Source organism: Arthrobacter sp. 05N425, assembly GCF_056397125.1.
Map to the genome: position 1 here is coordinate 247,977 of NZ_JBFTMU010000001.1, position 24,227 is coordinate 272,203.

General features: G+C 65.4%; 15 protein-coding genes and 1 tRNA gene. 8 read left to right on the top strand and 8 right to left on the bottom strand.

Going from position 1 to position 24,227, the window contains the following annotated elements:
• Positions 1-6: 6 nt before the first annotated feature.
• Entirely contained in the window at positions 7-1,488 is a 1,482-nt protein-coding gene (locus AC1DGE_RS01165; RefSeq protein ID WP_476908829.1) for a carbohydrate binding domain-containing protein, read from the bottom strand.
• A gap of 387 nt (positions 1,489-1,875) precedes the next feature.
• Here AC1DGE_RS01165 and AC1DGE_RS01170 point away from each other — a divergent pair, with 387 nt between their 5' ends.
• Positions 1,876-3,240, top strand: coding sequence for a hypothetical protein (locus AC1DGE_RS01170; protein ID WP_441417812.1), 1,365 nt, complete (start codon positions 1,876-1,878; stop codon positions 3,238-3,240).
• 8 nt (positions 3,241-3,248) lie between these two features.
• On the opposite strand, the gene AC1DGE_RS01175 is transcribed toward AC1DGE_RS01170, so the two are convergent.
• From AC1DGE_RS01175 to AC1DGE_RS01185, 3 genes are all read right to left on the bottom strand, one after another.
• Positions 3,249-4,139: a sulfotransferase family protein gene (locus tag AC1DGE_RS01175; RefSeq protein ID WP_476908828.1), complete on the bottom strand. Its 891-nt coding sequence runs from the start codon at positions 4,137-4,139 to the stop codon at positions 3,249-3,251.
• 63 nt (positions 4,140-4,202) lie between these two features.
• Positions 4,203-5,789, bottom strand: coding sequence for a lipopolysaccharide biosynthesis protein (locus tag AC1DGE_RS01180; RefSeq protein ID WP_476908827.1), 1,587 nt, complete (start codon positions 5,787-5,789; stop codon positions 4,203-4,205).
• The gene (locus tag AC1DGE_RS01185) at positions 5,786-7,357 is read right to left on the bottom strand and encodes a hypothetical protein (RefSeq protein WP_476908826.1); all 1,572 of its coding nucleotides are present in this window, start codon (positions 7,355-7,357) and stop codon (positions 5,786-5,788) included. The genes AC1DGE_RS01180 and AC1DGE_RS01185 overlap by 4 nt, the downstream gene beginning before the upstream one ends.
• A gap of 230 nt (positions 7,358-7,587) precedes the next feature.
• On the opposite strand from AC1DGE_RS01185, the gene AC1DGE_RS01190 reads away from it, so the two are divergent.
• Both AC1DGE_RS01190 and AC1DGE_RS01195 read left to right on the top strand, forming a co-directional pair.
• Complete coding sequence (locus tag AC1DGE_RS01190; protein WP_441417808.1) at positions 7,588-8,940, top strand: O-antigen ligase family protein; 1,353 nt, start codon at positions 7,588-7,590, stop codon at positions 8,938-8,940.
• 95 nt (positions 8,941-9,035) lie between these two features.
• Positions 9,036-9,452 carry a serine acetyltransferase gene (locus AC1DGE_RS01195; protein ID WP_476892532.1) on the top strand — a complete coding sequence of 139 codons (417 nt, stop codon included), beginning with the start codon at positions 9,036-9,038 and terminating at the stop codon, positions 9,450-9,452.
• A 21-nt stretch (positions 9,453-9,473) separates the two neighbouring features.
• Here AC1DGE_RS01195 and AC1DGE_RS01200 read toward each other — a convergent pair whose 3' ends face one another.
• Positions 9,474-10,553 (bottom strand): alkaline phosphatase family protein, encoded by a 1,080-nt coding sequence (locus AC1DGE_RS01200; protein WP_476916732.1) that lies wholly within the window; start codon positions 10,551-10,553, stop codon positions 9,474-9,476.
• Positions 10,554-11,126: 573 nt separating this feature from the next.
• Here AC1DGE_RS01200 and AC1DGE_RS01205 point away from each other — a divergent pair.
• Complete coding sequence (locus tag AC1DGE_RS01205) at positions 11,127-16,835, top strand: PKD domain-containing protein (protein WP_476916733.1); 5,709 nt, start codon at positions 11,127-11,129, stop codon at positions 16,833-16,835.
• A 203-nt stretch (positions 16,836-17,038) separates the two neighbouring features.
• On the opposite strand, the gene AC1DGE_RS01210 is transcribed toward AC1DGE_RS01205, so the two are convergent.
• Both AC1DGE_RS01210 and AC1DGE_RS01215 read right to left on the bottom strand, forming a co-directional pair.
• Positions 17,039-17,707, bottom strand: a complete 669-nt coding sequence (locus AC1DGE_RS01210) for a hypothetical protein (protein WP_476916734.1) — start codon at positions 17,705-17,707, stop codon at positions 17,039-17,041.
• Positions 17,708-18,061: 354 nt separating this feature from the next.
• Positions 18,062-18,144, bottom strand: a tRNA-Leu gene (locus AC1DGE_RS01215).
• Positions 18,145-18,295: 151 nt separating this feature from the next.
• Between AC1DGE_RS01215 and AC1DGE_RS01220 the strand changes: the two genes are divergently transcribed.
• Both AC1DGE_RS01220 and AC1DGE_RS01225 read left to right on the top strand, forming a co-directional pair.
• Entirely contained in the window at positions 18,296-19,600 is a 1,305-nt protein-coding gene (locus tag AC1DGE_RS01220; RefSeq protein ID WP_476916735.1) for a M20/M25/M40 family metallo-hydrolase, read from the top strand.
• 31 nt (positions 19,601-19,631) lie between these two features.
• A complete protein-coding gene (locus AC1DGE_RS01225; protein ID WP_476916736.1) occupies positions 19,632-20,792 on the top strand; it encodes an acyl-CoA dehydrogenase family protein in 1,161 nt (386 codons plus the stop codon).
• Positions 20,793-20,809: 17 nt separating this feature from the next.
• Here the strand turns inward: AC1DGE_RS01225 and AC1DGE_RS01230 are convergent, their stop codons facing one another.
• Entirely contained in the window at positions 20,810-21,043 is a 234-nt protein-coding gene (locus AC1DGE_RS01230; RefSeq protein WP_175323664.1) for a DUF5703 family protein, read from the bottom strand.
• A gap of 39 nt (positions 21,044-21,082) precedes the next feature.
• Between AC1DGE_RS01230 and AC1DGE_RS01235 the strand changes: the two genes are divergently transcribed.
• Together AC1DGE_RS01235 and AC1DGE_RS01240 are read left to right on the top strand one after the other, a co-directional pair.
• The gene (locus AC1DGE_RS01235) at positions 21,083-21,352 is read left to right on the top strand and encodes a hypothetical protein (RefSeq protein ID WP_175323663.1); all 270 of its coding nucleotides are present in this window, start codon (positions 21,083-21,085) and stop codon (positions 21,350-21,352) included.
• A 215-nt stretch (positions 21,353-21,567) separates the two neighbouring features.
• Positions 21,568-24,192 carry a bifunctional lysylphosphatidylglycerol flippase/synthetase MprF gene (locus AC1DGE_RS01240; protein WP_476916737.1) on the top strand — a complete coding sequence of 875 codons (2,625 nt, stop codon included), beginning with the start codon at positions 21,568-21,570 and terminating at the stop codon, positions 24,190-24,192.
• Positions 24,193-24,227: the final 35 nt, after the last annotated feature.

A 24,227-nucleotide genomic window follows, 5' to 3' on the forward strand; every position in this document is an offset into this window, starting at 1 on the left:
CGCCGGTCAACCGCTGACCAGCTTCCGCCAAGCCGCGGCGGAAGGCGCGTCCGTCAGGCGGTAGTCGCCGATCTTGACCGCGGAGTCCCAATACGCCACGAAGAGGGCATTGTTGTCCTTCAGGTACTTGCCGACCTTGGTAAGCCACGCACCACGTCCCGCCCCGCTGGGGTCCGAGGGAATGAGCCGGCTTCCCGTCTCGGCAATGCCGAAGGGCTTTCCCGCCCCCTTGGAGACCGCAACGACGTCTCCGTAGACCTTGGCCGGGTCCGGGTAGGTCGAGGGACCGGCGACGCTCCCGGCGTCGTTGTAGGGATCCCAGGCCAGGACGTTGATGTAGTCGGCCCCCGGGTAGTAGTCCTTCCAGTTCAGCTTCGAAGCCGGGTTCACGGTCCATCCCATGAGGATCAGCGTGGAGTGCAGGTGCTCGTTGTCCGCCTGGTCCTCCAGCCGCGCAATGTGCTGCCAGGCCGCGCGGTAGGCGGCCGCAGTGAATTTGCCCTGGGCGATTTCGGCCTCGGGTTCGTGCACGTAGGACCAGTAGGTTTCCTGGTCCCGCGGGGCCGTCTTGAACCAGGCCAGCAGGGCCGCGTCATATTTTCCTGCCAACACGTCTGCCGGCGGCGGGCGGAAGGAGATCACCAGGGATTTGCCCTTCATGGTGCTCAGCGAGGACCAGCTGGAGGGAACCGTGTTGTCGAAGAGCCGGACCGTGCCCAACGAACCGAACCGGCCTTCCTCCCGCGCCAGGGCCTCCTCACGCGTCCCGCCGGAGCTCGACTGGCCCAAACTCGAGCCGAAGACGGTCTTGCCCGGGGCGGGAGCAGGGGTGCCAGGCGGCGGGGTGGGAGCCGGGGTGCCAGCAGGAACCGCCTGAATGGAGACGTCATCCATCTGAAGAGACTGGCCCGGCTTCAAGCCCCACGCCAGGATATTGAGATCCATCGACGAGCCGCTGTAGGCGGCAGTGACATCGAAGGCGACTTTCGTCCAGTTCTTCGTCGTCAGGTAAAAGGACGAACCGGTGAGCGGGACGTTGCCCTGTTCCTCGCGGATCCGAACCTGGCCCGATATGCCAGGGGTGTCGGTGCGGACCCAGGCGCTCACGGCGTAACGGGTTCCGGCCTTGGTGGACTTGACCGTATTAATACTGTCGTTCAGCACGGCGGTCTGGCTGCTTTTGGTGGTCAGCACGACGGCATGCGCGCCCCCATGGCCTCCGTTGACAATGGCAAGCTGCTGATTGCTGCTGTCATTGGTCCGCCAGCCCGAGGTGCCATTTTCGAAACCGCCGTTAACCACCAGTTCGGCCGTACTGGCCTGAAGCGGAGGGGCGCCCACCGCGGCAAGCCCCAGGGCGATTGCCACGGTGGCGCCGCCGGCGGCAAGTGTCCGCCGGCCGGTGCTCCGCGGCGCCGCGGCGGGCCGGGTCAGAGGTGTTCCCTTGCCGACGGTTGAGTTGTCTTTAGCGTCTTTCAATCGATTCATGAAGTCACTCCTGGGCCCGGAGGGCGTTGATCACGATGCACAGTGAGACCCGGCTGCGATCAGGATTTGTGAATCAGGCCAAGGCGGCCGTGTTGATTGGAAGAGACGTTACAACACATTTGTAACAAATTCCCACCGGCGCAGCACTAATATTTTGATCGTGCCAAGTCAGGAGCTTTCAGCGCTGAAGGAAGCCGGGTCCAAGCAGCGACCGGTGGAGTCACGGTTTATCCTGCAGCCTGTCTGGTCTCGGATTGCCTGTATCACGAATTGGCCTGTATCAGGGAAGCAATATCGTGCACAATGGGACCACATGCCGCAGGCGGCAGTTTGGGGGAACCGGCGGAGGGACCGATTATGCGCAACCGGTGGCGGGTACAACGCCTTGTGAGCGGCACAGGCACGTCGCCGTTGGACACTCTGGTGGAGCAGCTCTGGCGCCTCCCGGTCGCTTCGGGTCAGGTCCGTGTTGTCCTCAACCCCGCTGCCGACGATGAATGGCGCGACGTGGAATCGTATTGGGTGCTTCCCAACGCGTCACAGGCGCGGCTGCTGATCCCGCTGGCGACGCCGCAGGTCACGGCCGCCAGTCTGCTCCAGTACCGGGCGTTGCGCCGCGGCAAAGTCAATACGGCGCGAATCCTCTTGGGATCGTTGGCCCGGCTGGGCATACGGCCGGTCCTGACCAGGTTGTGCGTTCAGGAGCGCGTGGCTCCGGTGGCGCGGGGAGCCCGGGAAGCGCTGCCGCTTGCCGCCGTGGCGGCCAAGCTGCGCGGCAGCGTCATGACAGAGGGAGAGGCCGGGCCGGACTTCCACGCTACGGGTCACCAATTGTTCGCCTCGATAGGTATCCGGGAAGGCGATAATCGCAAGCCGACGCTGCAGCTGGTGGACGGGGCGGGGAAGCCGGCCGGCTATGCCAAACTGGCCTGGAATGAGAGCAGCAGTGAGTTTGTCCGGACGGAAATCGGTGCGTTGAGGGCCGTCGGCGCGTCGGCCGGGCCGGTACGGGCTCCCGCTCTGCTGGCCGTTGGAACCCACGGTCAGTTTTCGTATCTGGTGACTGAGCCCCTGCCTCTGGACGTGCGCGCCGTGCGTGGACGTGTCAAGGGCCCCACCCCTCAGGAGCTCTTCGCCCTGTGCCCCGTTAGCAGGGTGGACACGCTGTCCTCCACCGAACACTTCCAGAATTTGAGCCGCCGGCTGGCTGCCCTTGACCCGGCGTCTGAACCGGAGTTGGCGCAGGCCCTGGCCCGCCTGGAAGAGTTGTTGCGCGCCGGGGATCCGTTGTTGCCGGTGGCCGAACGCTGGCACGGTGACCTTGTTCCCTGGAACACCGCAAGGGATTCCAAGGGTCTCCTGTGGTGCTGGGACTGGGAGTCGTGCGAGCCCGATGCGGTCGCCGGCCTGGACGCCGTGCACTGGATGTTCAGTGTCAGGCGCGAACGCGGCGAGGGTCCGATGGCAGCCAATCTGCTCCGTGCCATGGCGGACGCCGGACCGTTTTTCGAGGCAGCGGGTGTTCGGCGGGACGCCTGGCCCGTGCTGGCGGGGGTCTACGCGATGGTGGTAGCCGAACGGGCGTGGACGCTGGCTGTCCGCAACGGCGGCTGGGCCTCGTCTTGGATCTCCGTGCGGGAGCTGATCGACCTGCTCGGCGCCGCCCAGGGCCTCCTTGATGCCCTTGATGGGCAAGGAGCGGTTGAGGAGTCACCTGCCGGCCCGGCTGCGTCCACGGCACCGCCGGCCTAGGGATCCGCTCAGGCCCAGAGCGGATCCCGCTGGAGATAATCCGCAAGTTCCTTGTTGTGCGGGGCGTAATAGGACGTGAGTTCTTCTCTGGCGGCCTCGGGCATGGTGGACCGGGCGCTGGCATTGAACGTTTTGGTGGTTGGCAGGCTATATGGGGGGATGCCAAGGAAATCGCACACCCGGTTAAAGACGCCCTGGACGTCGTCGTACATATCCTCGCTGCGCAGGACCAGCAACTGGCCCTCCGGAAACGCGCGGTGCCAGTTCTGCAGCTGGGGCAGATACACGCCCCTGGCGCGGTAGGTGTAAAAGTCATGGGCGGTGCTGTAGTACCGGGAGTCGGCCGCCATTTTCCCGGACTCGCCCTCAAGCCTCGCGTCCTCGGCGGCCAGCGCCGCCTCGAAGCTGAGCGGCTCGACGCCGTTCTGGACCCTTTCCTGGTAATGGGAGTAGGCGCGTTCCACTGGATCTCTCAGCAGCGCTATCGCCTTGATATCGGGGGCGACCGCGCGCACCTGCATTGCGATCCGGGGGTCCCAGAGATAATACGGGGACGCCTCCCCGCTGATCGGACGGTAGCCCAGTTTCCGGGACAGCAGATTGCGGTACGACTCCGTGTGGAAGTGCGAGCGATACCAGAGCTCGCCTCGCCCGCGCTCCTTGAAGAAGTAATCAGTACTCTTCTTGCCCCGCACCTGTGGAAAGAGCCCCAGGACGCCGGGGTGCATCAAGAGGTAGTTGTACAGGGAGGTTGTGCCGCCGCGCTTTGCGCCGACGATCAGGAAGTCCGGCGCTGGCCTCGCTCCCACGGTCCCCTTGGCGTAGGACCGGGTGACCAGGTCACCGGCATCCTTCATCCACCGTGGTGCTGCGTCTTTGATGTCGCTGAGTCCAAGCATTGCAGATTCCTCATTGGTCTAGTGAGTGGTTACAGCAGGAAGGGATTCCAGGGAGGGGAGGGACTAGGTGGCGGTCGCGGTTTTACGGCGCACGGTGCGGGACAGGAGGGCAAGGTCGTCCAGGTGCAGCCGCTTTCTGTCCAGCCAGCACCACGTGGCGAGAGCGGCCATGCTGGCGGACCCGGCAACAAATACGGCCGCCGTTGACTGGCCCATCAGCACCCTGGTCAGCACGCTGACCGGTGCAACACAGGCGCCGGCGACAAACAGAGCGTAGAAAACCCGCCGCGCGCCGAACTTGATGCCCAGGAAGATACGGCTTTCCACGGAGGCTAGCACCGAGTCCAGCAGGAGGCTGAAGGCCCAGGAAACTGCCGCCCCCGTGATGCCCCAGAGGGGAACCAGCCACAGGTTCCCGATCACGTTCAGGACCAGCACAACCACCTTGTTCGCGGCCATCCACCCGCTTCTGCCGCTCATCATGAGCAGCGCGTCCACATTCCCGGCCATCAGGAACGCTATGGCGCCAACGCACAGCACCATTAGTGCCGTGCTCCCGCTCTCGAAACCGGGGCCCAGCCAGCCAAGGACGGTCGGGGCGAAAAACATGAACAGCGCATAGATCGGCGCCCCCAGCAGCACTATCCAGCTGACCGTTGTGGAGTAAAGATCCTGAACCTGGCGCGTCTTGTTCTCGCTGAGCAGGGCACTGAACCGCGGCGATATCACCATCCTCATGGCGGTGGAGACGATGAGCCCTACGCTGATGAAGCGGCTGGCGGCCCCGTAGACGCCAGCTGCCCCGGCCCCTGCGATCAGGCCCACCAGCACCACATCGAACCAGATGATCGACTGCTCCACGCCCGACGAGAACCATCGGGGTAACGCAAACTTCCATATCTGGACGTTGAGCCCACGGTCCGGCCACAGGGTCCCCCGTCCGCCGGCACCCCGTTCGTGCGCGTCGACGCGCCGCCACAGAACCATCAGGGCCGCCAACATTCCGATCGCCGCGGGCGCAGCCCATGCGATGGATGCCAGCACCGGGATCGTGCCCAGGCCCAGGGCACCGAGTCCGAGGGCGCCCAGCACCAGCAGGGGGCGGGCGACCGGCAGGCCGATGTTGCCGATGGCCGCATACGGCACAATGCTCCCCAGGCCGCGGGTTGCGGCAAGCGCAACCACCATGATCGCGGCCGCGGGCAGGAACCAGCTTGCCCCCTGCACCGCCTGCACTAGCTGTTGGCTGTCGGCGTCACGCCCGGTGCCGAGTTGGGGCGCAAGCACGGCCATCAGCAGTGCCAACAGGATCCCGACCACGGCGGTGGGAACGAGCAGGGCCATGGTGGCGCCCCGGAGCTTGGACCGGTCCGAGATCTGCAGGCGGGGGAGTACCCAGACGGCAGCGGTATCCATGCCGGCTTTCGCCAGGCCCAGCACGATGGTGAAGATGGCGATGGTCTGCAGCACGACGCCGGAGCCCGCTTCGCCCAGTGCACGCGCAAGGATGAACGTCAGCGCAAAGCCCATGACTGAGCCGATCGCAGCTCCCAGGATTCCGATGATGCCGCCGCGTGCGGCCTGCCGGCGTTCCGCGCTGTGGGGGGAAGCCCCCCGGTCAACTTCCTGCTCCACCCCGGCGGCGCTCACGACGACTTGAGGCTTCCGGCTTTGGAAATTGAATCGGAAACGGACGCCTTGGAAGCTGACTCCGCGAGGAGCGCCTTGGAGACTGTTCCCTGGGCGGCCGCTTTGGGCAAGCTTTTGACTTCCCGGTGCCGGCCCTCCTTCGCGGAGGCTTCCGGGTCAAGGATCCTTCGCCCGGATGGGACCAGTACTGTTCCCGCGAGCTGTGCCTCGATGTCGCTCATTTCGGCGGCGTTCAGAGCCAGCGCATCGATCCGGGTCCGCAGGCATTCCCCGACAAGCAGAACGAAATCGGAGAGACGACCGGCTGCCAGACGGCTCGAATGCGGTGCTGACGGCGGCAGAGCCAGAATGATCACCTGGCCCGAGTCGCGTCCAATGAGTTCCCGGCGGACCGCTTCGGTCACGAAGTCATCGGCGTCGAAGATTGTCCGTCCGCGTTGTGGCTGGAACACCGAGAGGGACTGTACGAGGCCGGATCTGAAGAGGCGGCCGTCGGTTCCGGCAGCATGGCTGTCCAGCTGTAGTCCGGCCGTCAGGACCCTCATTTGGTCCTCCGAGGCCCCCATCATGATCAACTCGACGCGGGTTCCAGCCTCAGCCAGCACGACCGCAAGGTTGGCAGCCACGTCCGAGGGCCGCGAATGTTGAGTCTCATCGATGACTGTCAGGGTGCGCAGCCGGTTGTTTGAGCTCGCCAGGAGCCGTTCACGCACCACACGGAACTGGTCCAGGTCCGCGCCCGCGGCAGGCATCGTTGCGCGGGAGGCGCTCAACCGGACCAGCAGGGGGCCCGCGCCCGCCCCGCGCACGTCGTACCAGTCCCGGACGCGCCGGTCCAGCATATTGACGGCGAACGCAAGCACCAGCCCCAACACGAAGGCGGCCAGCGAGCCGGTGAGCATCACCGTCACCGGCTGGGGGTGATAGCTCACCTCGTTCTGTGCCGCCGGGTTCAGTACCGTACCGCCGTTCGTGTCGATCAGGGACAGCTGGTTCAGCTGCGACTGGACACTCCCGATCTGGGCGAGGATCGAGGGTGCACTGCCACCGGCGCGCGGGAGAGCCTTCTGCAGGCCCGACAGCTGCTGCTGAAGCTGGCCCTGGAGCTTGGACTTCCGTTCCTCAGCCTGGCCTTGGCGGTAGGAGAGGTAAGAATTGGCGAGCGCATCCGCGCCCGCCCTGGCGTTCTGCGCCGTGCTCGAAGTGTAGGAAATCGCCATCGTCGTACCGTTGGCCAACGTCGTGACATTCACCCCGGCCCGGAGCGCCGCGACGGAGTCGCCGTGGGCCAGGTTGGCCGCGGCGGACTGGGCCACCACGAAGGAGCTTGCCAGCTGCTGTTCCGTGGAGGCGTCAAGCAATGCTGAGCTCGCTTTGGCGGGGTTAAAAGGGTCGGTGGTGATGACGTTGAGGTTGACAACGGTGGAAGCCGTCACGGAAGTCGGCGTCAAGCCCAGGTAGACCGCGGAGGCGCCGATTCCCAGGAGGGTGACCAGTGCGATGGTTTTCCATTGCCGTCGCAAAACTACCGCGTAGTGACCGAGTCCGACGGAAGAATTCTCGTCCATTTGTTCCTCAATCTGCCGACAGATCGCCGGCAATACGCCCAAAACGGGAGACCTTACTCAGCGCCGGGCCGGGGCTGATGGCACGACGATATAACCCGGCCGGCCGGGGGCATATAGGTATTTGTGTGCAGGTACTACTTAGGAACTACTCGTTGCCCAGCATTGTGCCGGTTGTCATACTGAACGCCGATCGCCAACCAGCCCGATACCTTCCTAAGAGGACGCCAGGCATGACAACGGACCTCCCGGCCGCGACAGCCGGCGTCGCGGCACCGCACCGAACCTTCGTTCAGCGCCAGGATCGGGAACGACCCGGGGCCACCGCCGAGTTGCCGCGCTGGCCGTTTGCGCTGATCTTCCTGGGTTACCCCCTTTGGTGGCTCGCCGGCCTCAGCGATCTCATTTGGATCGGCGTCGGCGGAATCATGTTCCTGTATTTGGTGCGATTCCGTTCGGTGCGGGTGCCGAAAGGATTTTCGGTGTGGGTGCTTTTCCTCCTCTGGATGACGTGTTCGTCCATCGCTATCGATTCACCGGATCGGATGCTCGGATTTGTTTACCGGCTGCTGGTTTATCTGGCGCTGACTGTCATTTTCGTCTATGTCTATAACGCCAAAGCGCACCTGAAGGTGCAGTACGTGCTCGGCTGCCTGACGGTGTTCTGGGCGGTCGTTGTGCTGGGCGGCTATTTGGGACTTCTATTTCCCACTGTGGTCATCCACACCCCGCTGAGCTTCGTTTTGCCGCAATCCCTGATGCGGAACGAGCTGGTGAACCAGATGGCCATCCGGCGGCTGACGCAGTTTAATCCCACCGCCTGGAGCTACATCGACCCACGGCCCAGCGCGCCTTTCCTGTACACAAACAATTGGGGCGCCGCATATTCTCTGCTCCTGCCGCTGGTGGTGGGCTACCTCTGGCAGATCCGCAGGAGCCGCCGCTTTTGGCTGGTGCTGGCGGCCATTCCGGTCTCCTTCATCCCGGCGTTCCTGACCCTTAACCGGGGCATGTTCCTGGGTCTTGGCATCGCGCTGCTCTACGCCGCCATGCGGATGGCACTGGCAGGAAACCGGAAGGGCCTTGGCGCGCTGCTGGGTATGGGGATCCTGGTGGCGATCATCGTCCAGGTCCTTCCCGTCACCGAACGCCTGCAGAACCGGCTCGGCGTCAGCAGCACCACCGAGGACAGGGAGTCCCTCTACGCCGAGGCCCTGAACGAAACGCTGAAGTCACCCATTTTTGGTTTCGGGGCCCCCAGGCCATCCGTCACCATTGGCGCACCGTCGGTGGGAACACAAGGTCAGATCTGGATGGTGCTCTATTCCCACGGCTTCCTTGCGGCAGCCTTCTTCCTGCTCACGTTCGCCGTCATGTTCTTCTATACGCTGCGGCTCTCGGACCCGGTGGGCCTGGCCTGCAACACCGTCCTGCTGGTGTCGCTAGTGGAAGTGTTCTACTACGGCATGCTCACGTCGGGCCTGGCGCTTATGCTGATCGCAGGGTCAATCGGCCTGCAGAAGGCAGCCGCACTGAAACGGGGGCTGCGACCGCCGGGCAAAGGGGTGTTCCCATCGAACTTCTAAGCGAGCTCCGCAACGATATCAAGGCAAACCGTGGCCAATCCAAGGGCCAGTTCGTCATGGTTCTTTACCGGATTGCGCACGCAAGCCGCAAGCCATTGGATAGACGCCCCCGGCCGCATGCCGTCGTCGTCGGCGCGGCGTACAGGCTGCTGGTGGAGTGGGTGCTGGGCGTCGAGATTCCCTGGCGCACCAAGGTCGGTTCCGGCGTGCGCGTCTACCACGGCGTCGGCGTGGTCATCAATGACCGGACCGTCATCGGCAACAATGTCGGCATCCGGCAGAACGTCACCATCGGCAACAAGGGTGCCGCCGGTCCGTGCCCGGTGATCGAAGACGATGTCGAGATCGGTGCCGGGGCAATCATCGTCGGCGGCATCCGAATCGGCAAAGGGGCCCGGATTGCAGCCGGCGCCCTGGTGACCAAGGACGTGCCACCGGGGTATATGGCGATAGGGAACCCGTCGGTGCTGCGGCCGCCGCTGGCTGTTTCGGCGGACACAACCCCCGCCTGAGCGGCCGTCCGCACTCCGCGGCTATCGGGTGGCGCTATAGACGTCGGTGCCGAAGTGGTTCAATCCGGAAACCCCCGCCATACCAAGATGCGGCAGGGAAAACGTGTCCTCGATACTGGCAAGCAGGCTGTAGTGGTTGTAGAGAGTGTCGGACGAGGTATTGGGACGCACGAAGGGCGAGATCACCAGGGCACCAACCTTCCCCCCTCCCGCACCGAAGACTGCCTGCAGCGGGGCCCCCCGATCGATGTTCTCCCCTTCCTCCTTGTCGCCCTCATCGAAGGTGATGACCAGCATCCCGTCCGCCATAAAAGCAGGGGAGGAGGTGATCGCCGGAACCCACTTCTTCAACCATGCATCAGCCGTGGCCAGACCGCCTGCCACCCCGTCGACGCAGGGGGAATCGTGTCCGTCGTTGCACGTGTTGGGCGTGATGTAGGACAGATTAGGGGTGGTTTCCACCGCTTTCAGATCCGCGGTCAGCCCGGTCAGGTCCACGACGTTCTTGGCGCAATCGGGGGAATCGGTGATCGCAGCAAAGTACACGAACGGATTATGTCGGGTGGCGTACTGGTCGCCGATCCTGGGCGTCTTGGTGGTGTCTGCGGCGTTCAGTTTAGGGTGCCGACACGCGGTGCCCATGTCCTCCATGTAACCCTTCCACGACAGCCCCGCTGAGCTCAGCTGCCCTGCAACGGTGGGCACACTATCCGGGTAGAGGCAGCCGAAGCCGGCAAGCTGGCCGTAGGACGCCGTGCCGGTCTGAGTAAATTCGTGGTAAACGGCACAGTCATGCATGGTCTTGGGGTTGGGGCCCTGTCCCGAGATCTGCGCTATGTAGTTCGGCAGCGAACTCGGCGCCACGGCATAATACGACGTCAGGAGAACGCCTTGCTGCCGCAGCGTCTGCGACAGGTACGGCGCCTGCGATTCCGCGCCCCACGCCCGGTCGTAGCTGGTGTTTTCCAAGTTGATGACAAACACGTGAGCCGGCTTGGTCGCCGCCGCCATGGCCGCGGGGGTGCCGCCCGCTCCCGGTTCGGACCCGGCCGGTTTGCCGCCGCACCCCGCCAGAAGGGATGCCAGGGCCAACGCAGCCACTCCAGCAAGTGCCGCGCCAGCAAGTGCCCGTCCGCTACCTGCCCGTCCGCCAAGGGCCCTGCCGGCGGCTGCTGTGGCCGGCAGCGTCGCCATGCCGGACTGCCGGCGGCGGGTTCGGGCGGAGGTACTGCGGTGCGGCCTCATATTGTTTCCATTCCCTCTGTCAGCTGATGCTGCGGCTTTGTTGGCTCTACAACTAGCACCAGCGTGCGGACCGGTCTATAGGTAGTAACGCCTTCATGGCGGCCCGGACGGCATCCGGAGGCGACCTGCCGGCTCCCCTTCGCCCCGCTCGGGTAGCGCCGCGCCGGGGGCGAGTAGTGCAGCAGATTTGACGGGTAGCGACGGACAGGATTCGGGTAGCCGGATGCCTTAATCCGCCTTACTTTTAGCGGTCACGGCGTCATACTCTTGCTTCACTCTTCGACTCTGAGGAGTGCCTGGTCTTCAAGCATGCGCCTCTTCCTGGCGCATTCCGGTCTCTTTCTAAGGGGGCTCCCTGTGTCGAGGGCGCGCGCTGTTTCAAAAATTGTTGGCCCGCTGGCCATTGCTTCAATAGTGTTCTCGACCCTGGTGGCCAATCCGTCACCGGCCTCGGCGGCGCCGGTGGTGGTGCGGAATGGATCGACGGCAGCGACGGCCGCGGCCTCCTGCTGGGAGATCAAGCAGGACAACCCCGCAGCCGCGGACGGCACCTATTGGCTGCTGACGCCGGCCATGGATGCCCCCGCCCAGTTCTACTGCGACATGACCACCGACGGCGGCGGCTGGGTCCTGGTCGGCAAGGGCCGGGAAGGCTGGGTAGTCAACAACAACGGGAAAGGCTCGCCGTCGGCGCTGCGCACTGCCGGACTGAGCCCTATGTCGTCAGCGACGACGCAGTACTCGGCCACTGTGGTGGAGGCTCTACTCAACGGCGGACGTCCGGACGCCCTGGCCGACGGTATCCGGCTCAAACGAGCCATGAATGCGGACGGAACGCAGTGGCAGGAAGCCCGCTTCAATACGAATAAGCAAGACCGCTGGGTCTGGACGTTCAGCGCGGAGCACCAGGTGGCCTGGTATTCCTTCAACGGCGTGCGCGGCGGCGGAGGGCTGACGTCCAACTTCGGGGCCGACGATGCTTACCAGCGGATCTACACGAATTCGCTGACGGACCAGGCACAGGGCTACACCCAGGGCTTCTCCTATGGCCCGACAGTCGCGGGCACCAGCAGCAGCACCAGCTACCTGTGGTCGGCCACGGACGGGCAGGGCTCCGCCCGTCCCTACACGGAGATGTATCTCCGTCCCCAATTTACCTCCCTGGACGCGGGGTTCACGCGCATCGGTGACAACGGCAGCGCCGTGAAAACGAATGCGCCGGTCGCGGCGTCCTTGGCGCTGGACAGCCCCTGGGGCCTGGCCGATCCGGTGACCCCGAAGCGCGAAGGCGACGTGCTGTCACAGGCGTTCGTCCAGAGCGGCAACACGATGTACGTGGGCGGCAACTTCACCGCCGTCCAGCGCACCGCCAATTCCACCGGGGCGGATAAGGTCCCCCAGGCGTTCCTGGCGGCATTCGACGTCACTACCGGCCAACTGCTGCCTGGATTCGCCCCGAAGTTTGACGGCTCCGTGATGTCCCTCGCAGTGCTGCCCAATGGCAACGTCGTGGCCGGGGGCACATTCACCACCGTGAACGGCGCACCGTCGCCCTCCCTCGTGACACTCAACCCCACAACAGGTGCCACGGCGACGAACTGGTCGGCGGTAGTGGAAGACCGCATCGTAGGGGACGTCATGAGGGTGACGGATATGGCCGTCAACGGGAAGTGGCTCTATCTGGGCGGTGCTTTTACCCACCTCGGCGGAGGAAGCCAGCCGACCGCGGTCACCTATGCGCGGGACCTGGGCCGCGTGTCACTGGCCGACGGCACACCGGACCCGGACTGGAACCCCAACATGGACGGGACTGTCATGGGCATCTCGCCGTCCGCGGACGGGAGCCGGGTCTATGCCGCAGGTTTCTTTTCCAACGCCAATGGGATGACTGCGCGCAGGGCTGCCGCCGTGCAGACCGTTGTCGGCGCCCCGTTGGCCACCCCGGCGTGGAACCCGGTCTGGAGTGCCCCCAAGGATTACCAGCAGACCGTGGGGGCCGTCGGTGACCGTGTCTGGGTTGGCGGCTCGGAGCACGGGCTCTTCAGTTTCTCCCCTTCGACGTTTGATCGGCTTTCGGGCAACATTGGCAAGAACCACGGCGATTTCCAGACGATGACGTCGAGCCCGACCGGCATGCTCTACGCCGGCTCGCACGGCCACGACTGGAACTATTCCAACGCGTTCACCTGGCCGGACGTGGGAACCGGCTGGACCGAAGCCGACGCCTTCAGCTATATCGGCGCGTGGGACGCGGGGACCGGCCAGATTGTCCCCACCTTCAGCCCGACCATCACCTGTGCCAAGAAGGCGGAAGGTGTGTGGGCGTCCGTGGTGGACAGCAATGGCACCTTGTGGGCAGGAGGAGACATAGCCACCGCGGCAACGCGAACTTCGGTGTCGAGGTGGGCGGGAGGCTTCGCGCGATTCCCGCAGACGGACGCGACCGCCCCTACCACCCCAGCCAACGTGACGCCGTCGTCGGACGGATCCACGACGGTGAAGCTGACGTGGGGCGCCGCTACGGACAACAGCGGCAGCGTTTCCTACCAGATCCTGCGTAACGACCGCGTTGTCGCCACCACCACCGGGACGAGCATGACCGTCCCGAAGGGCGGGGAAAACCGGTTCTTCGTGCGGGCGGTGGACGCCGCCGGCAACCTTTCCGCCAGCTCGCCGGCGGTGGTCACCAGCGGTGGAAATCCCTCRCCCGTGGCCGCCTTCACCTCCGCCGCCGACGGCTGGATCGAAACCTTCGACGCCTCGGCTTCAACCGACAACGGGAGTATTGCCGACTATGCCTGGAACTTCGGCGACGGCACCACCGGATCCGGCGCCACCGTCAGCCACACCTACGCCGCAGCCGGGACCTACCAGGTCCGTTTGGTGGTCACCGACAACGGCGGCGAACGAGCGGGCCTGACGAAGACGCTGACGATTGTGCAGCCTGCCCCGAAGGATGCCTACGGAGCTGCCGTTTACGGTGAGAATCCCACGCTGTACTACCGGTTGGGCGACGGCAGCGGCACCACCGCGGCGGATTCAGGCAGCTCGGATAGCCCGGGGACGTATTCGGGCGGCGTGGCCCTCGGCTCCGCCGGGGGACTGCCGGGCCTGCCGGACACCGCCGCCACCTTTGACGGCACATCCGGCCTGGTGGCCAGCCAAAAGAGCTACGACAACCCCAGCACCTACTCACTGGAGCTGTGGTTCAACACCACCACCACCCAGGGCGGCAAGCTGATCGGCTTCGGGGACCAAGCAACCGGAACCTCCAACAACTATGACCGGCACGTGTACATGCAGGACGACGGCCGGCTGGTGTTCGGCACCTGGACTGGCCAGCCGAACACCATTACCAGCCCCGTCGCCTACAACGACGGCAAGTGGCACCTGATGGCGGCCACGCAGTCCTCCGACGGCATGGCCCTTTACGTGGACGGTGCGAGAGTGGGGACGAATCCGCAAACCCAGGCCCAGCCCTACGCCGGGTACTGGCGGATCGGCGGCGACACGACCTGGGGTTCCAGCAGCCCGTTCTTCGCCGGAACCCTCGATGAGGCGGCCGTCTATCCGGCGGCACTGACGGCGGCAAAGGTGGCCCAGCACTACCACCTCGGCGGCGGCAACCTGGCTCCGGCAGCGTCCTTCAGCTCTGCGGTCAGCGCGGACTCGGCGGCTCTGGACGCCTCCGGCTCCACCGATGATGGCAGCATCGCCAGTTACGCGTGGGACTTCGGCGACGGCACGACAGGCACGGGCGTAACCACCACCCACGCCTTTCCCTCGGCCGGCACCTACCAGGTCACACTGACCCTGACCGACGACCTTGGACTGACATCCTCCGTCAGCCACCCGGTGGCGATCACGCGGCCAGCACCGGCGGATGCCTACGGGGCCGCCATCTACGGCGATAACCCCACGCTGTACTACCGGGTGGGTGAAAGCGACGGCACCACCGCGCAGGACTCCAGCCCGGCCGGCAGCGCCGGAGACTACTCGGGCGGCGTCACCCTGGGAGCTGCCGGGGCGCTGGCGGGAGGGGCAAGCACCGCGGCCACCTTTGACGGCAACTCCGGCCTGGTCGCCAGCCGCAGCTCCTTCACGAATCCGTCAACCTACTCCCTGGAGGTTTGGTTCAACACCACCACCACCCGGGGCGGGAAGCTGATCGGGTTCGGAAATCGCGCGACGGGAACCTCGGACAATTACGACCGGCATGTGTACATGCAGGATGACGGCCATTTGGTGTTCGGAACGTGGACAGGTCAAATGAATACGATCACCACGCCTGCTGCCTACAACGACGGGCTGTGGCACTCGGTGGTGGCCACGCAGTCTTCCAACGGCATGGTCCTCTACGTGGACGGTGCCGAGGTGGGAACCAATCCGCAGACGGCGGCCCAGGACTACACGGGCTACTGGCGGATCGGCGGCGATACGACCTGGGGTTCCAGCAGTTCGTTCTTCGCCGGCACCCTCGACGAGGCTGCCGTCTACCCGTCGGCACTGACGGCGGCGCAGGTGGCCAAGCACCACGAACTCGGCACCACCGTGCCGCCGGTGAATAAGGTGCCGGTGGCATCGTTCACTTCGACGGTGAAGGATCTGGGCATCACGGTGGACGGGTCCGGCTCCTCGGATTCGGATGGCACGGTTGACTCCTACGCCTGGGACTTCGGAGACGGGTCCAWTGGTCAGGGTGCGACGGCGACCCACACGTATGCGGCTGCCGGAACCTACACGGTGAAGCTCACCGTGACCGACAACCAGAGCGCGACGGGTGAGAAGACGGACCAGGTGACCGTGACGGCGCCGGCACCGGTGGACGTGGTTGCTGTTCCGGCCAAATCCGCATGGAGCTGGCGCTACGAAGCCACCGCGCCTCCCACCGGCTGGAAGGGACAAGGCTTCGACGCCTCGTCCTGGAAGACCGGAAACGGCGTCCTGGGCTTCGGCTCCACGGGCCTGGGTACTAATGTCGACGTCAGCACCGGAACCAGCACGCGACCGCTTGCTGCCTACTTCATCAAGACGTTCACGGTGGATAACGCAGCCAGCGTTTCCAAGCTGACGCTTAAGACGGTCGCCGACGACGGCGTGGTGGTGTACGTCAATGGAACCGAGGTGGGCAGGAGCAATATGCCTGCCGGCACCGTGACTTTCAATACCTACGCATCGAGCGCACCTCGCACCTCGGTGGCCGCGGCCAGCCCGGTGACGATGGATGTGCCGGTGGTCCTGCTTCGGAACGGTGCCAACACGATCGCCGTCGAGACGCACCTGAACTACCGCGCTACGGCCGACATCAGCTTCGACCTGAACGCCACTGCAACGGTCGGCGGGACGTTGCCGAACCAGGCCCCGGTCGCCAAATTCACCTCGACGGTTTCGGGACTGGGGGTTGCGCTGGACGGGTCCACGTCGGCCGATCCTGACGGGACGGTGGCATCGTATGCCTGGAATTATGGTGACAACACCACCGGGACAGGTATCACGGCCACGCACACCTATGCCGCCGCTGGGACGTACACGGTCACGCTCACGGCTACGGATAACAAGGGCGCAACCGGTGTGGCAACGGCTCCGGTGACAGTCACCTCGGTGACCGGGCCGGTGGATGTGGCCGTGGTGCCGGCGAAGTCTCCCTGGAGCTGGCGCTACGCCTCAACGGCGCCGGATGCCGCGTGGAAGAACAACGGGTTTGATGCCTCCTCGTGGAAGATCGGCAATGCGGTTCTCGGGTTCGGCTCAACAGGCCTGGGAACGAACATCGATGTGCCGCCACCGACCAGCAGCCGGCCGCTGGCAGCCTACTTCCTCAATCAGTTCAATGTGGACAACCTCACCAAGGTCTCGAAGCTGACGCTGAACACTGTGGCTGACGACGGGGTGGTGGTGTACGTCAACGGAACGGAGGTTGCCCGGCAGAATATGCCGGCCGGGCCGGTGACGTTCTCAACGTACGCGTCAACCGCGATCAGCACAGCCAAAGCCAACGCGGCGCCGCTGTCCATCGACGTGCCGCTGTCCGTGCTGGTGGCAGGCATCAACACCATCGCGGTGGAAACCCATCTGAACTACCGCTCGACACCCGATGTCAGCTTCGATCTCAAGGCTACGATGACCAAACAGCCCTGAGCCGCAGCGGGGGATCACGCCCCGCTATGAGCACCAGATGGACCCGTCGGCTGCTGTATCAGCGGCCGGCGGGTCCTTTTCTGCGCGGCTGGGGGAGTGTGTCGCCGTCCCGGACTGCCCGGCGGTTGAGCGTACGGTCGGTCAGCCTGGACCGCGGGGGCTGACGCAGGGCAGGGTGCTCCGCCGTCGGACGGCTCAGGGAATCAGCAAGCCGGGTTGTCCGGGAAGGTCACTTCACTGACGAGCCAGGTCCGCATCGGGGACTGCACCAGCGTCATGACGTTCAAGGACCGGTCCTTGGCGCTGCCTTTCTGGACCGTCACTCCGGCCTTCGTCAGCACGGAAACAGCCGAGGAATCGATACACACGTTGAGGGTGACGGTCGGCGGCTTTGCGCTCGGCTGGTAGCGGACCACCTTAGTTGACACTACTTTCGGTTTGCCCTCGAGGTGCCAGCCGTTGGCCTCGAACTCGGTGGTTCTTGCCATCAGGGAGTCGTAGGCGGAGCCGGTGGCCACCGCGGAAAGCTCGGCCTTGGACGGCGGGGTCACCTTGGCCAGCACCGCGGCCGTCCTGCCCACGTACGCGGCAGCGTTCTTCGCCACCGACGCCGCCACCGGGGCCGGAACAGCAACGGCGGGTGTAGCGCTGGCCGACGGGTCTGCCGAAGGCTTGGCGGCCGCAGCGGCAGAAGCGGACGCCGTCGGGAGCGCGCCAGCCTGCGAAGAACTGCCCTGAGCGTCGGGCCGGCCCGCACTGGGGCTGGCTTGCGTGACAATCAGCAGAACCACCAGGGACGCCAGCGCGACGGCGGCGACTACGATGCCGGTGGTGCGCCGTCTGGCTCTCGGAGCCTGACCTGGTTCGGACATGTTTGCTCTCCCTCGATAATCGCCACATTCGCCGAGACCTTCGGCGTCATCGGAGCTCTGCCACGGCTCAGGCAATGACCAGTATCGTACACAGCCAGTGGTGCTGACTATAGCCGGGACTGGTCGACGGCGGTCGGGAATCTATCCGGCGGCTTCGCCTCGACGGCGTTGGCAAACGCCTTCGTCGCCTGCCGGTGTCCGCGTCGGTTTCTGACGACAAATGCGCCCGAGCCAGCGGGCGTTTCCCTGGTCGGGTGGACGCCTCGCCATGCATCCTCGGGCCACCTTGCCAGCGGACAGCTATTTAAGCACAAAAAACCCCTGGAATCCGTGGATTCCAGGGGTTTTCCCATGTGCGCGGAGGGGGACTTGAACCCCCACCCCCTTTCGAGGACTAGCACCTCAAGCTAGCGCGTCTGCCATTCCGCCACCCGCGCAGGTGGTATTTCCGGGAACAATTTCGCCTTTCAGCGTTTTGCTTTTCTCGGAAGCAGCGAGAAAGACTCTAGCACGAAGATTCCGGAAACAAATAATCGGGGCCAGTGGGTAGGCTGAAGCCAATACACAGCCACTGCCACGAGGAGCGATATGACTGACGTTCGGCCCGAAGATGAGGTTGTCCGGATCTGCCAGGAACTGATCCGGATCGACACGTCCAACTACGGTGATGGTTCAGGGCCGGGGGAGCGGGCCGCAGCGGAGTACACCGCCGGCCTCATCACCGAGGTCGGGCTGGACGCCGAAATCTTCGAATCGGCGCCGGGCCGCGCCAGCGTAGTCACGCGGATGGCGGGCGAGGACCCCTCGGCCAGCGCCCTGGTGGTCCACGGCCACCTCGACGTCGTTCCGGCGCTGCGCGAGCAGTGGTCCGTTGACCCGTTCGGGGGCGAACTCAAGGACGGCCTGATCTGGGGCCGCGGCGCCGTGGACATGAAGGACATGGACGCCATGATCCTCTCCGTCCTGCGGGATTTCGCCCGCACCGGCCGCAAGCCCAAGCGCGACCTGATCTTCGCTTTCTTCGCCGACGAGGAGGCCGGCGGCAAGTACGGCGCCGGCTACGCCGTTGAACACCGGCCCGAACTCTTCGAGGGCGCCACCGAGGCGATCTCCGAAGTCGGCGGATTCTCGGCCACGATCGGGGGCCAGCGCACCTACCTGCTGCAGACCGCGGAGAAGGGCCTCTCCTGGCTGCGGCTGGTGGCCCACGGCCGCGCCGGCCACGGCTCCCAGATCAACACCGACAATGCGGTGACCCGGCTCGCCAGCGCCGTTTCACGGATCGGCGAGTACCGGTGGCCGGTGGAGCTGACACCCACCACCCGGCAGTTCCTCGACGGTGTGACGGAACTCACCGGCGTCGAATTCGACCCCGACGACCCGGACAAGATCCTCAAGGAGCTCGGCACCGTTGCCCGCTTTGTCGGCGCCACCCTGCAGAACACCACCAACCCCACCCTGCTCAAGGGCGGCTACAAGCACAATGTCATCCCTGAATCGGCCGAAGCCCTGGTGGACTGCCGGACGCTGCCCGGCCAGCAGGAACAGGTCCTCGAGATCGTCCGCGAACTGGCGGGCACCGGCGTGGACGTCAGCTACGTCCACCAGGACGTCTCGCTCGAAGTCCCGTTCGCCGGCAACCTGGTGGACTCTATGATCGACGCGCTGCACTCCGAGGACCCCGGCGCGAAGGTCCTGCCGTACACGCTCTCCGGCGGCACTGACAACAAGGCCCTGAGCCGGCTCGGCATCACCGGGTACGGCTTCGCGCCGCTTATGCTCCCGGACGAGCTGGACTTTACCGGCATGTTCCACGGAGTGGACGAGCGGGTTCCGGCCGACTCGCTGAAGTTCGRCTCCCGCGTGCTGAACACCCTCCTGAGCAACTACTGAGAGGCACCTCAAAGGAATGGCCCCCACAGACATGACGCCCGAAGACATCCTCCCCGACGCCCTGCTGGAGCGGATCCGCGCCCGCGCGGCCGGCTATGACCGGGACAACGCGTTCTTCACTGAGGACCTCCGCGAGCTTGCGGACGTCGGCTACCTGAAGATCTTCGTCCCCGTGTCCGACGGCGGCCTGGGCCTGGGGCTCTCCGGGGCAGCACAGCTGCAGCGGCGGCTGGCCACGGCAGCCCCGGCCACCGCGCTGGCGATTAATATGCACCTGGTGTGGACCGGCGTCGCGCACGTCCTGGCTGCACGGGGCGACTCCTCGCTGGACTTCGTCCTGCAGGAGGCGGCGGAGGGCGAGATCTTCGCGTTCGGCAATTCCGAAGCGGGCAACGATTCCGTGCTCTTCGACTCGAGGACCGAGGCGACGCCGCTGCCGGACGGAAGCTACGGCTTTACCGGGCGGAAAATCTTCACCAGCCTCTCTCCGGCCTGGACCCGGCTGGGAATTTTCGGCAAGGACGCTGCGGCGCGCGGTGGCGAGGGCGAACTGGTGCACGGCTTCATTGACCGTGAGACCCCGGGCTACCAAATCCTGCCCGACTGGGACACCCTGGGAATGCGGGCCAGCCAGTCCAACACCACGGTGCTGGAGGGCGCCGTGGTGCCGCCGGAGCGGGTCTTCCGCAAGCTCCCCGTAGGCCCGAACGCAGATCCGCTGATCTTCGCCATTTTCGCCTGCTTCGAGACCCTCCTGGCGGCGGTCTATACGGGGATCGGGGAGCGGGCGCTGCAACTCGGCGTCGAGGCGGTCAAGCGCCGCACCTCGTTCAAGAACGGGGGCCGCAGCTACGCCCAGGATCCCGACATCCGTTGGAAGGTCGCGGAAGCGGCGATGGCGATGGACGCGCTCTACCCGCAACTCGCCACCGTGGCGTCCGACGTCGATGCCCTCGCGGACCACGGCCACCAGTGGTTCCCGAAGCTCGTCGGGGTTAAGGTGCGCGCCACCGAGACCGCGCGCACCGTCGTGGATCTGGCGATCAGGGTTTCCGGCGGTTCGAGCTATTTCCGTGGTTCCGAGCTTGAACGGCTCTACCGGGACGTGCTGGCCGGAATGTTCCATCCGTCCGACGACGAGTCCGCGCACAATACCGTGGCCAACGCCTGGCTTGGCCCGCTGGAGTCCTAGACGATCGCCAGCGCGGCCTACACGGTCCGTTGGACCTGGATGACCTTCCGGCGGAGCCAGAAGCGGCGTCCGCCGCCGACATAGAGGACGCTGCGCTCGAGTTCCCATTTGCCGTACTCGGAGTGTGCGGCGAGGATACGGCGGGCCTCGGGCAGCGAATCCTCAGGGCTGACCGTCAGCACGAGGTACTCGTACTGACGTGCGTAGTCCCGCTCCCGACGGACCGAGCTGCTCAGAAAATGTTCCTTCATTGCTCTCCATTTTCGTCTTTTTCGGGCTAACGTGAAGTCATGAGCATCGATCCGCGTGTCGCGCTTCAGTCCCTAACCGCCGCCCTCGAAGAACACCTGGCCGCTGCCGCGGCGCGGCGGGGAGACGGGGATCCCGCGGTCGAAGCGGCCTTCTTCGCCGTCGCCGATGCTTTTGAAGTCTACGACGACTCCCTCTATGAAGCGTATGGCGAAGTGACGCCCCTTGAGGTCATCGACGAAGAAGATGACGAGGACGAAAGCGAAGACGTCGACGACGAGGAAGATCTCGAACTCCTGCAGGACAACTAGCACCCAAGACACGTTCGGAACGACGCCGGCGCTCCCTCCCGCTCCCTGGCGGCCGCGCGGAGCGATAGCATCCCTAGAGCTGCAATTCCCGGGATCTCCCCAGCTTGCGGGCGTACTCTGCGGACAGTCCTACGGGACGCTGTTCGAGTCCGTAAAGGCTCGGAACGCCCTAAGACGTTCTATGTCCCGGGTTGGCCCGATGTCGGAGGTTGTTGTTGCCTGCACCACGGCGCAGCGTCGGCCTGTCGGAGGCCGGCGTTGACGAAGTCCCCTCGGCCGACCGCGCTGACGCAGACGCCCCGGCCCGTTCCCCTGCGCGCTGGTCGACCGTCCGGCGGAGCCTCCCGGGCCGGTTGCTAAGGCGGCTCGGCCGGAGCATCATCAGGATCCCCTTGGCGCTGGCCATGGCTGTGCTGTTGTGGACGGTCGGACTTGTCACAGGCTCGGTGTCGTCAGGGCCACCGGCGCCGCTGGGCGCGGCCGTCTCGGCAGGTCCGGATCAGCTGATGGGCGGCCAGTGGTTGTCCATGTTCACCTCCGTGTTCTTCCCCGGCCCTTTTGCTTCCTACGTATTGGCGACCGCCGTCGTCCTGGGGTGCGTCGGTCTGGCCGAAGTAACGATTGGCGTTGGCCGGACCGCCGTGGCGTTCGTCGTCGGGCACCTCGGCGCACTGCTGTTGTACTTTGCGGTGGTCGAACTCGGAACGGCCATGGGCAGCGAATGGCTGTCCACGCTCCGCCATCCGGGCCCAATCGGGCCGTTTGCCGGGTCGCTGGCCGCCGTCCTGGCGGCGAGTCCGCGGATCAGCGCCCTCTGGCGCCGGAGGATCCGATCCGTCAGCATCGCCGTAACCGTAATGCTCCTGCTATATATCGGGCATCCGCAAAACCTGGACAGCGTGCTCGGTGTGGCATGCGGACTCGGGATCGGCGCCCTGATTGGCGGCCGGCACGGCTCCGCCCGCTACATCCGCTCCACGAGCCGCGAAGTCAGGGCACTGCTGTCAATGGTCGTCGCGGTCTTCGCGGCCGGCCCGGTCCTTGCCAGCCTGGCGAAGGCACCCTCGGGGCCGCTCGCTGTGCTCAGGAACCTGATTGTCAACCCGATCCCCACCATCAACGATCTCCAGGCGAGCTGCTCGGCCGCCGTCGACCTTTCCTGCCTCCAGATCATCCACAGCCCCGGGTTGCGCGGCCCTGGCGGTGAGGCCCTGTCCCTGGTGCCCCTCGTGCTGCTGCTGGTGTGCGCGGAAGGGCTGCGCCGGGGAAACCGGGCTGCCCTCTGGGTGGCAATTTCCGTCCATCTGGTGATCGGCGTCCTTTCGGCCATCTACCTGCAGCTCTTCGCCCAGTTCGGGACATCCGTGCGGAGCGGGTCGCGGGTGCTCTCGGTGGACTCGGGGATCGCGGAGGTCCTCCCGGTTGTGCTGGTGCCTCTGCTCATAGCCGCCGCGCTGTTTGCGGCGCGGCGGCACTTCAACGTCGACGCCGATCCGGTTCTGGGGCGTCGGTCACTTATCCTGCTGGCCGGCGTCTTCGCGGTTTTCGTCACGGGCTATGTGGTGGCATGGTTTGCCGAGGATAACTACCACCACCGGGCCGGCCTGCTGGCCCTTCTGGCCACCCTGCCGAGGATGTTCCTTCCCTACCCTTTTTCCTTCCGGTATTCCGTGTCGGTGTACCCGCACGGCGTATGGTCGCCGCTGATCTTCAGCTACGGCGGCGCCGTGTTCTGGCTCGTCTGCCTGATGAGCATCCTCGCCATGTTCGTCAGCCGCAAGCTCCGGGACCTCCGCGCAGACAGCGGGATCTCGCTGGCCCGACGGCTGGTGCGCCAGGGCGGCGGATCGCTGTCCTGGATGGCACTCTGGCCCAACAACCGGTACTGGTTCAACGAGGCGGAGACCGTCGGTGTCGCCTACCAGCTCCACTACAACGTGGCCTTGACGGTGGGCGGACCATTCGGCGCGTCCGCCGACTTCGAGAGGGCCGTTGAGGGGTTCACCGCCTTCTGCGCCGAGCAGTCGCTTTCACCGTGCTGGTATTCCGTCACCGATGAACACTGGAACCTGCTGCGCGGGCTCGGATTCAGCCGCGTGCGGGTGGCCGAGGAGACCCTGCTGCCGCTGGGCAACATTGAGTTCAAGGGCAAGGAATGGCAGGGGGTCCGCACCGCCCTCAACAAAGCCCGGAGGCTCTCCGTCGAGGCCCGGTGGAGTACCTACGGCGAGCTGTCCGGACCACTGCGGACCCAGGTCCACGAAATCTCGGAAGAGTGGGTTTCCGAGAAAACGTTGCCGGAAATGGGATTCACGCTGGGCGGCGTTGAGGAACTCAAGGACGAAAACGTGTTGCTGTGCCTGGCCGTGGATGACGCCGGCAAGGTCCACGGCGTCACCAGCTGGCTTCCGGTGTTCACAGCCGGCGTCGTCACCAGCCGGACGCTCGATTTCATGCGGCGGAGTCCGGACGGCTTCAAGGGCGTGATGGAATTCCTGATTGCCTCGGCCGTACTGCATTTTGACGGAACGATGGAGGAAATTTCCCTGTCCGGGTCGCCTCTGGCGCCGCTACCACGTGGTGATCCGGCGCGCGAGCCGTCCGACGGCGCCGCGGTCGGCCGCTTCCTGGACTGGCTGGGCGGGGCCTTGGAACCGGCGTACGGTTTCCGGTCGCTCGCTGCCTTCAAACAGCGCTTCCACCCGCGGCACCGCACGCTGTACATGATGTATCACGACCCCCTGGCGTTGCCGGTTATTGGACGCGCGCTGACCGAGGCCTACATGCCGACCATGTCCATCCGGCACACGGCCAGGCTGCTGCGGGGCGTCATCGGATGAGCCGCGGCCGAAGCAGCCGCCGGAGCGTAGCATCC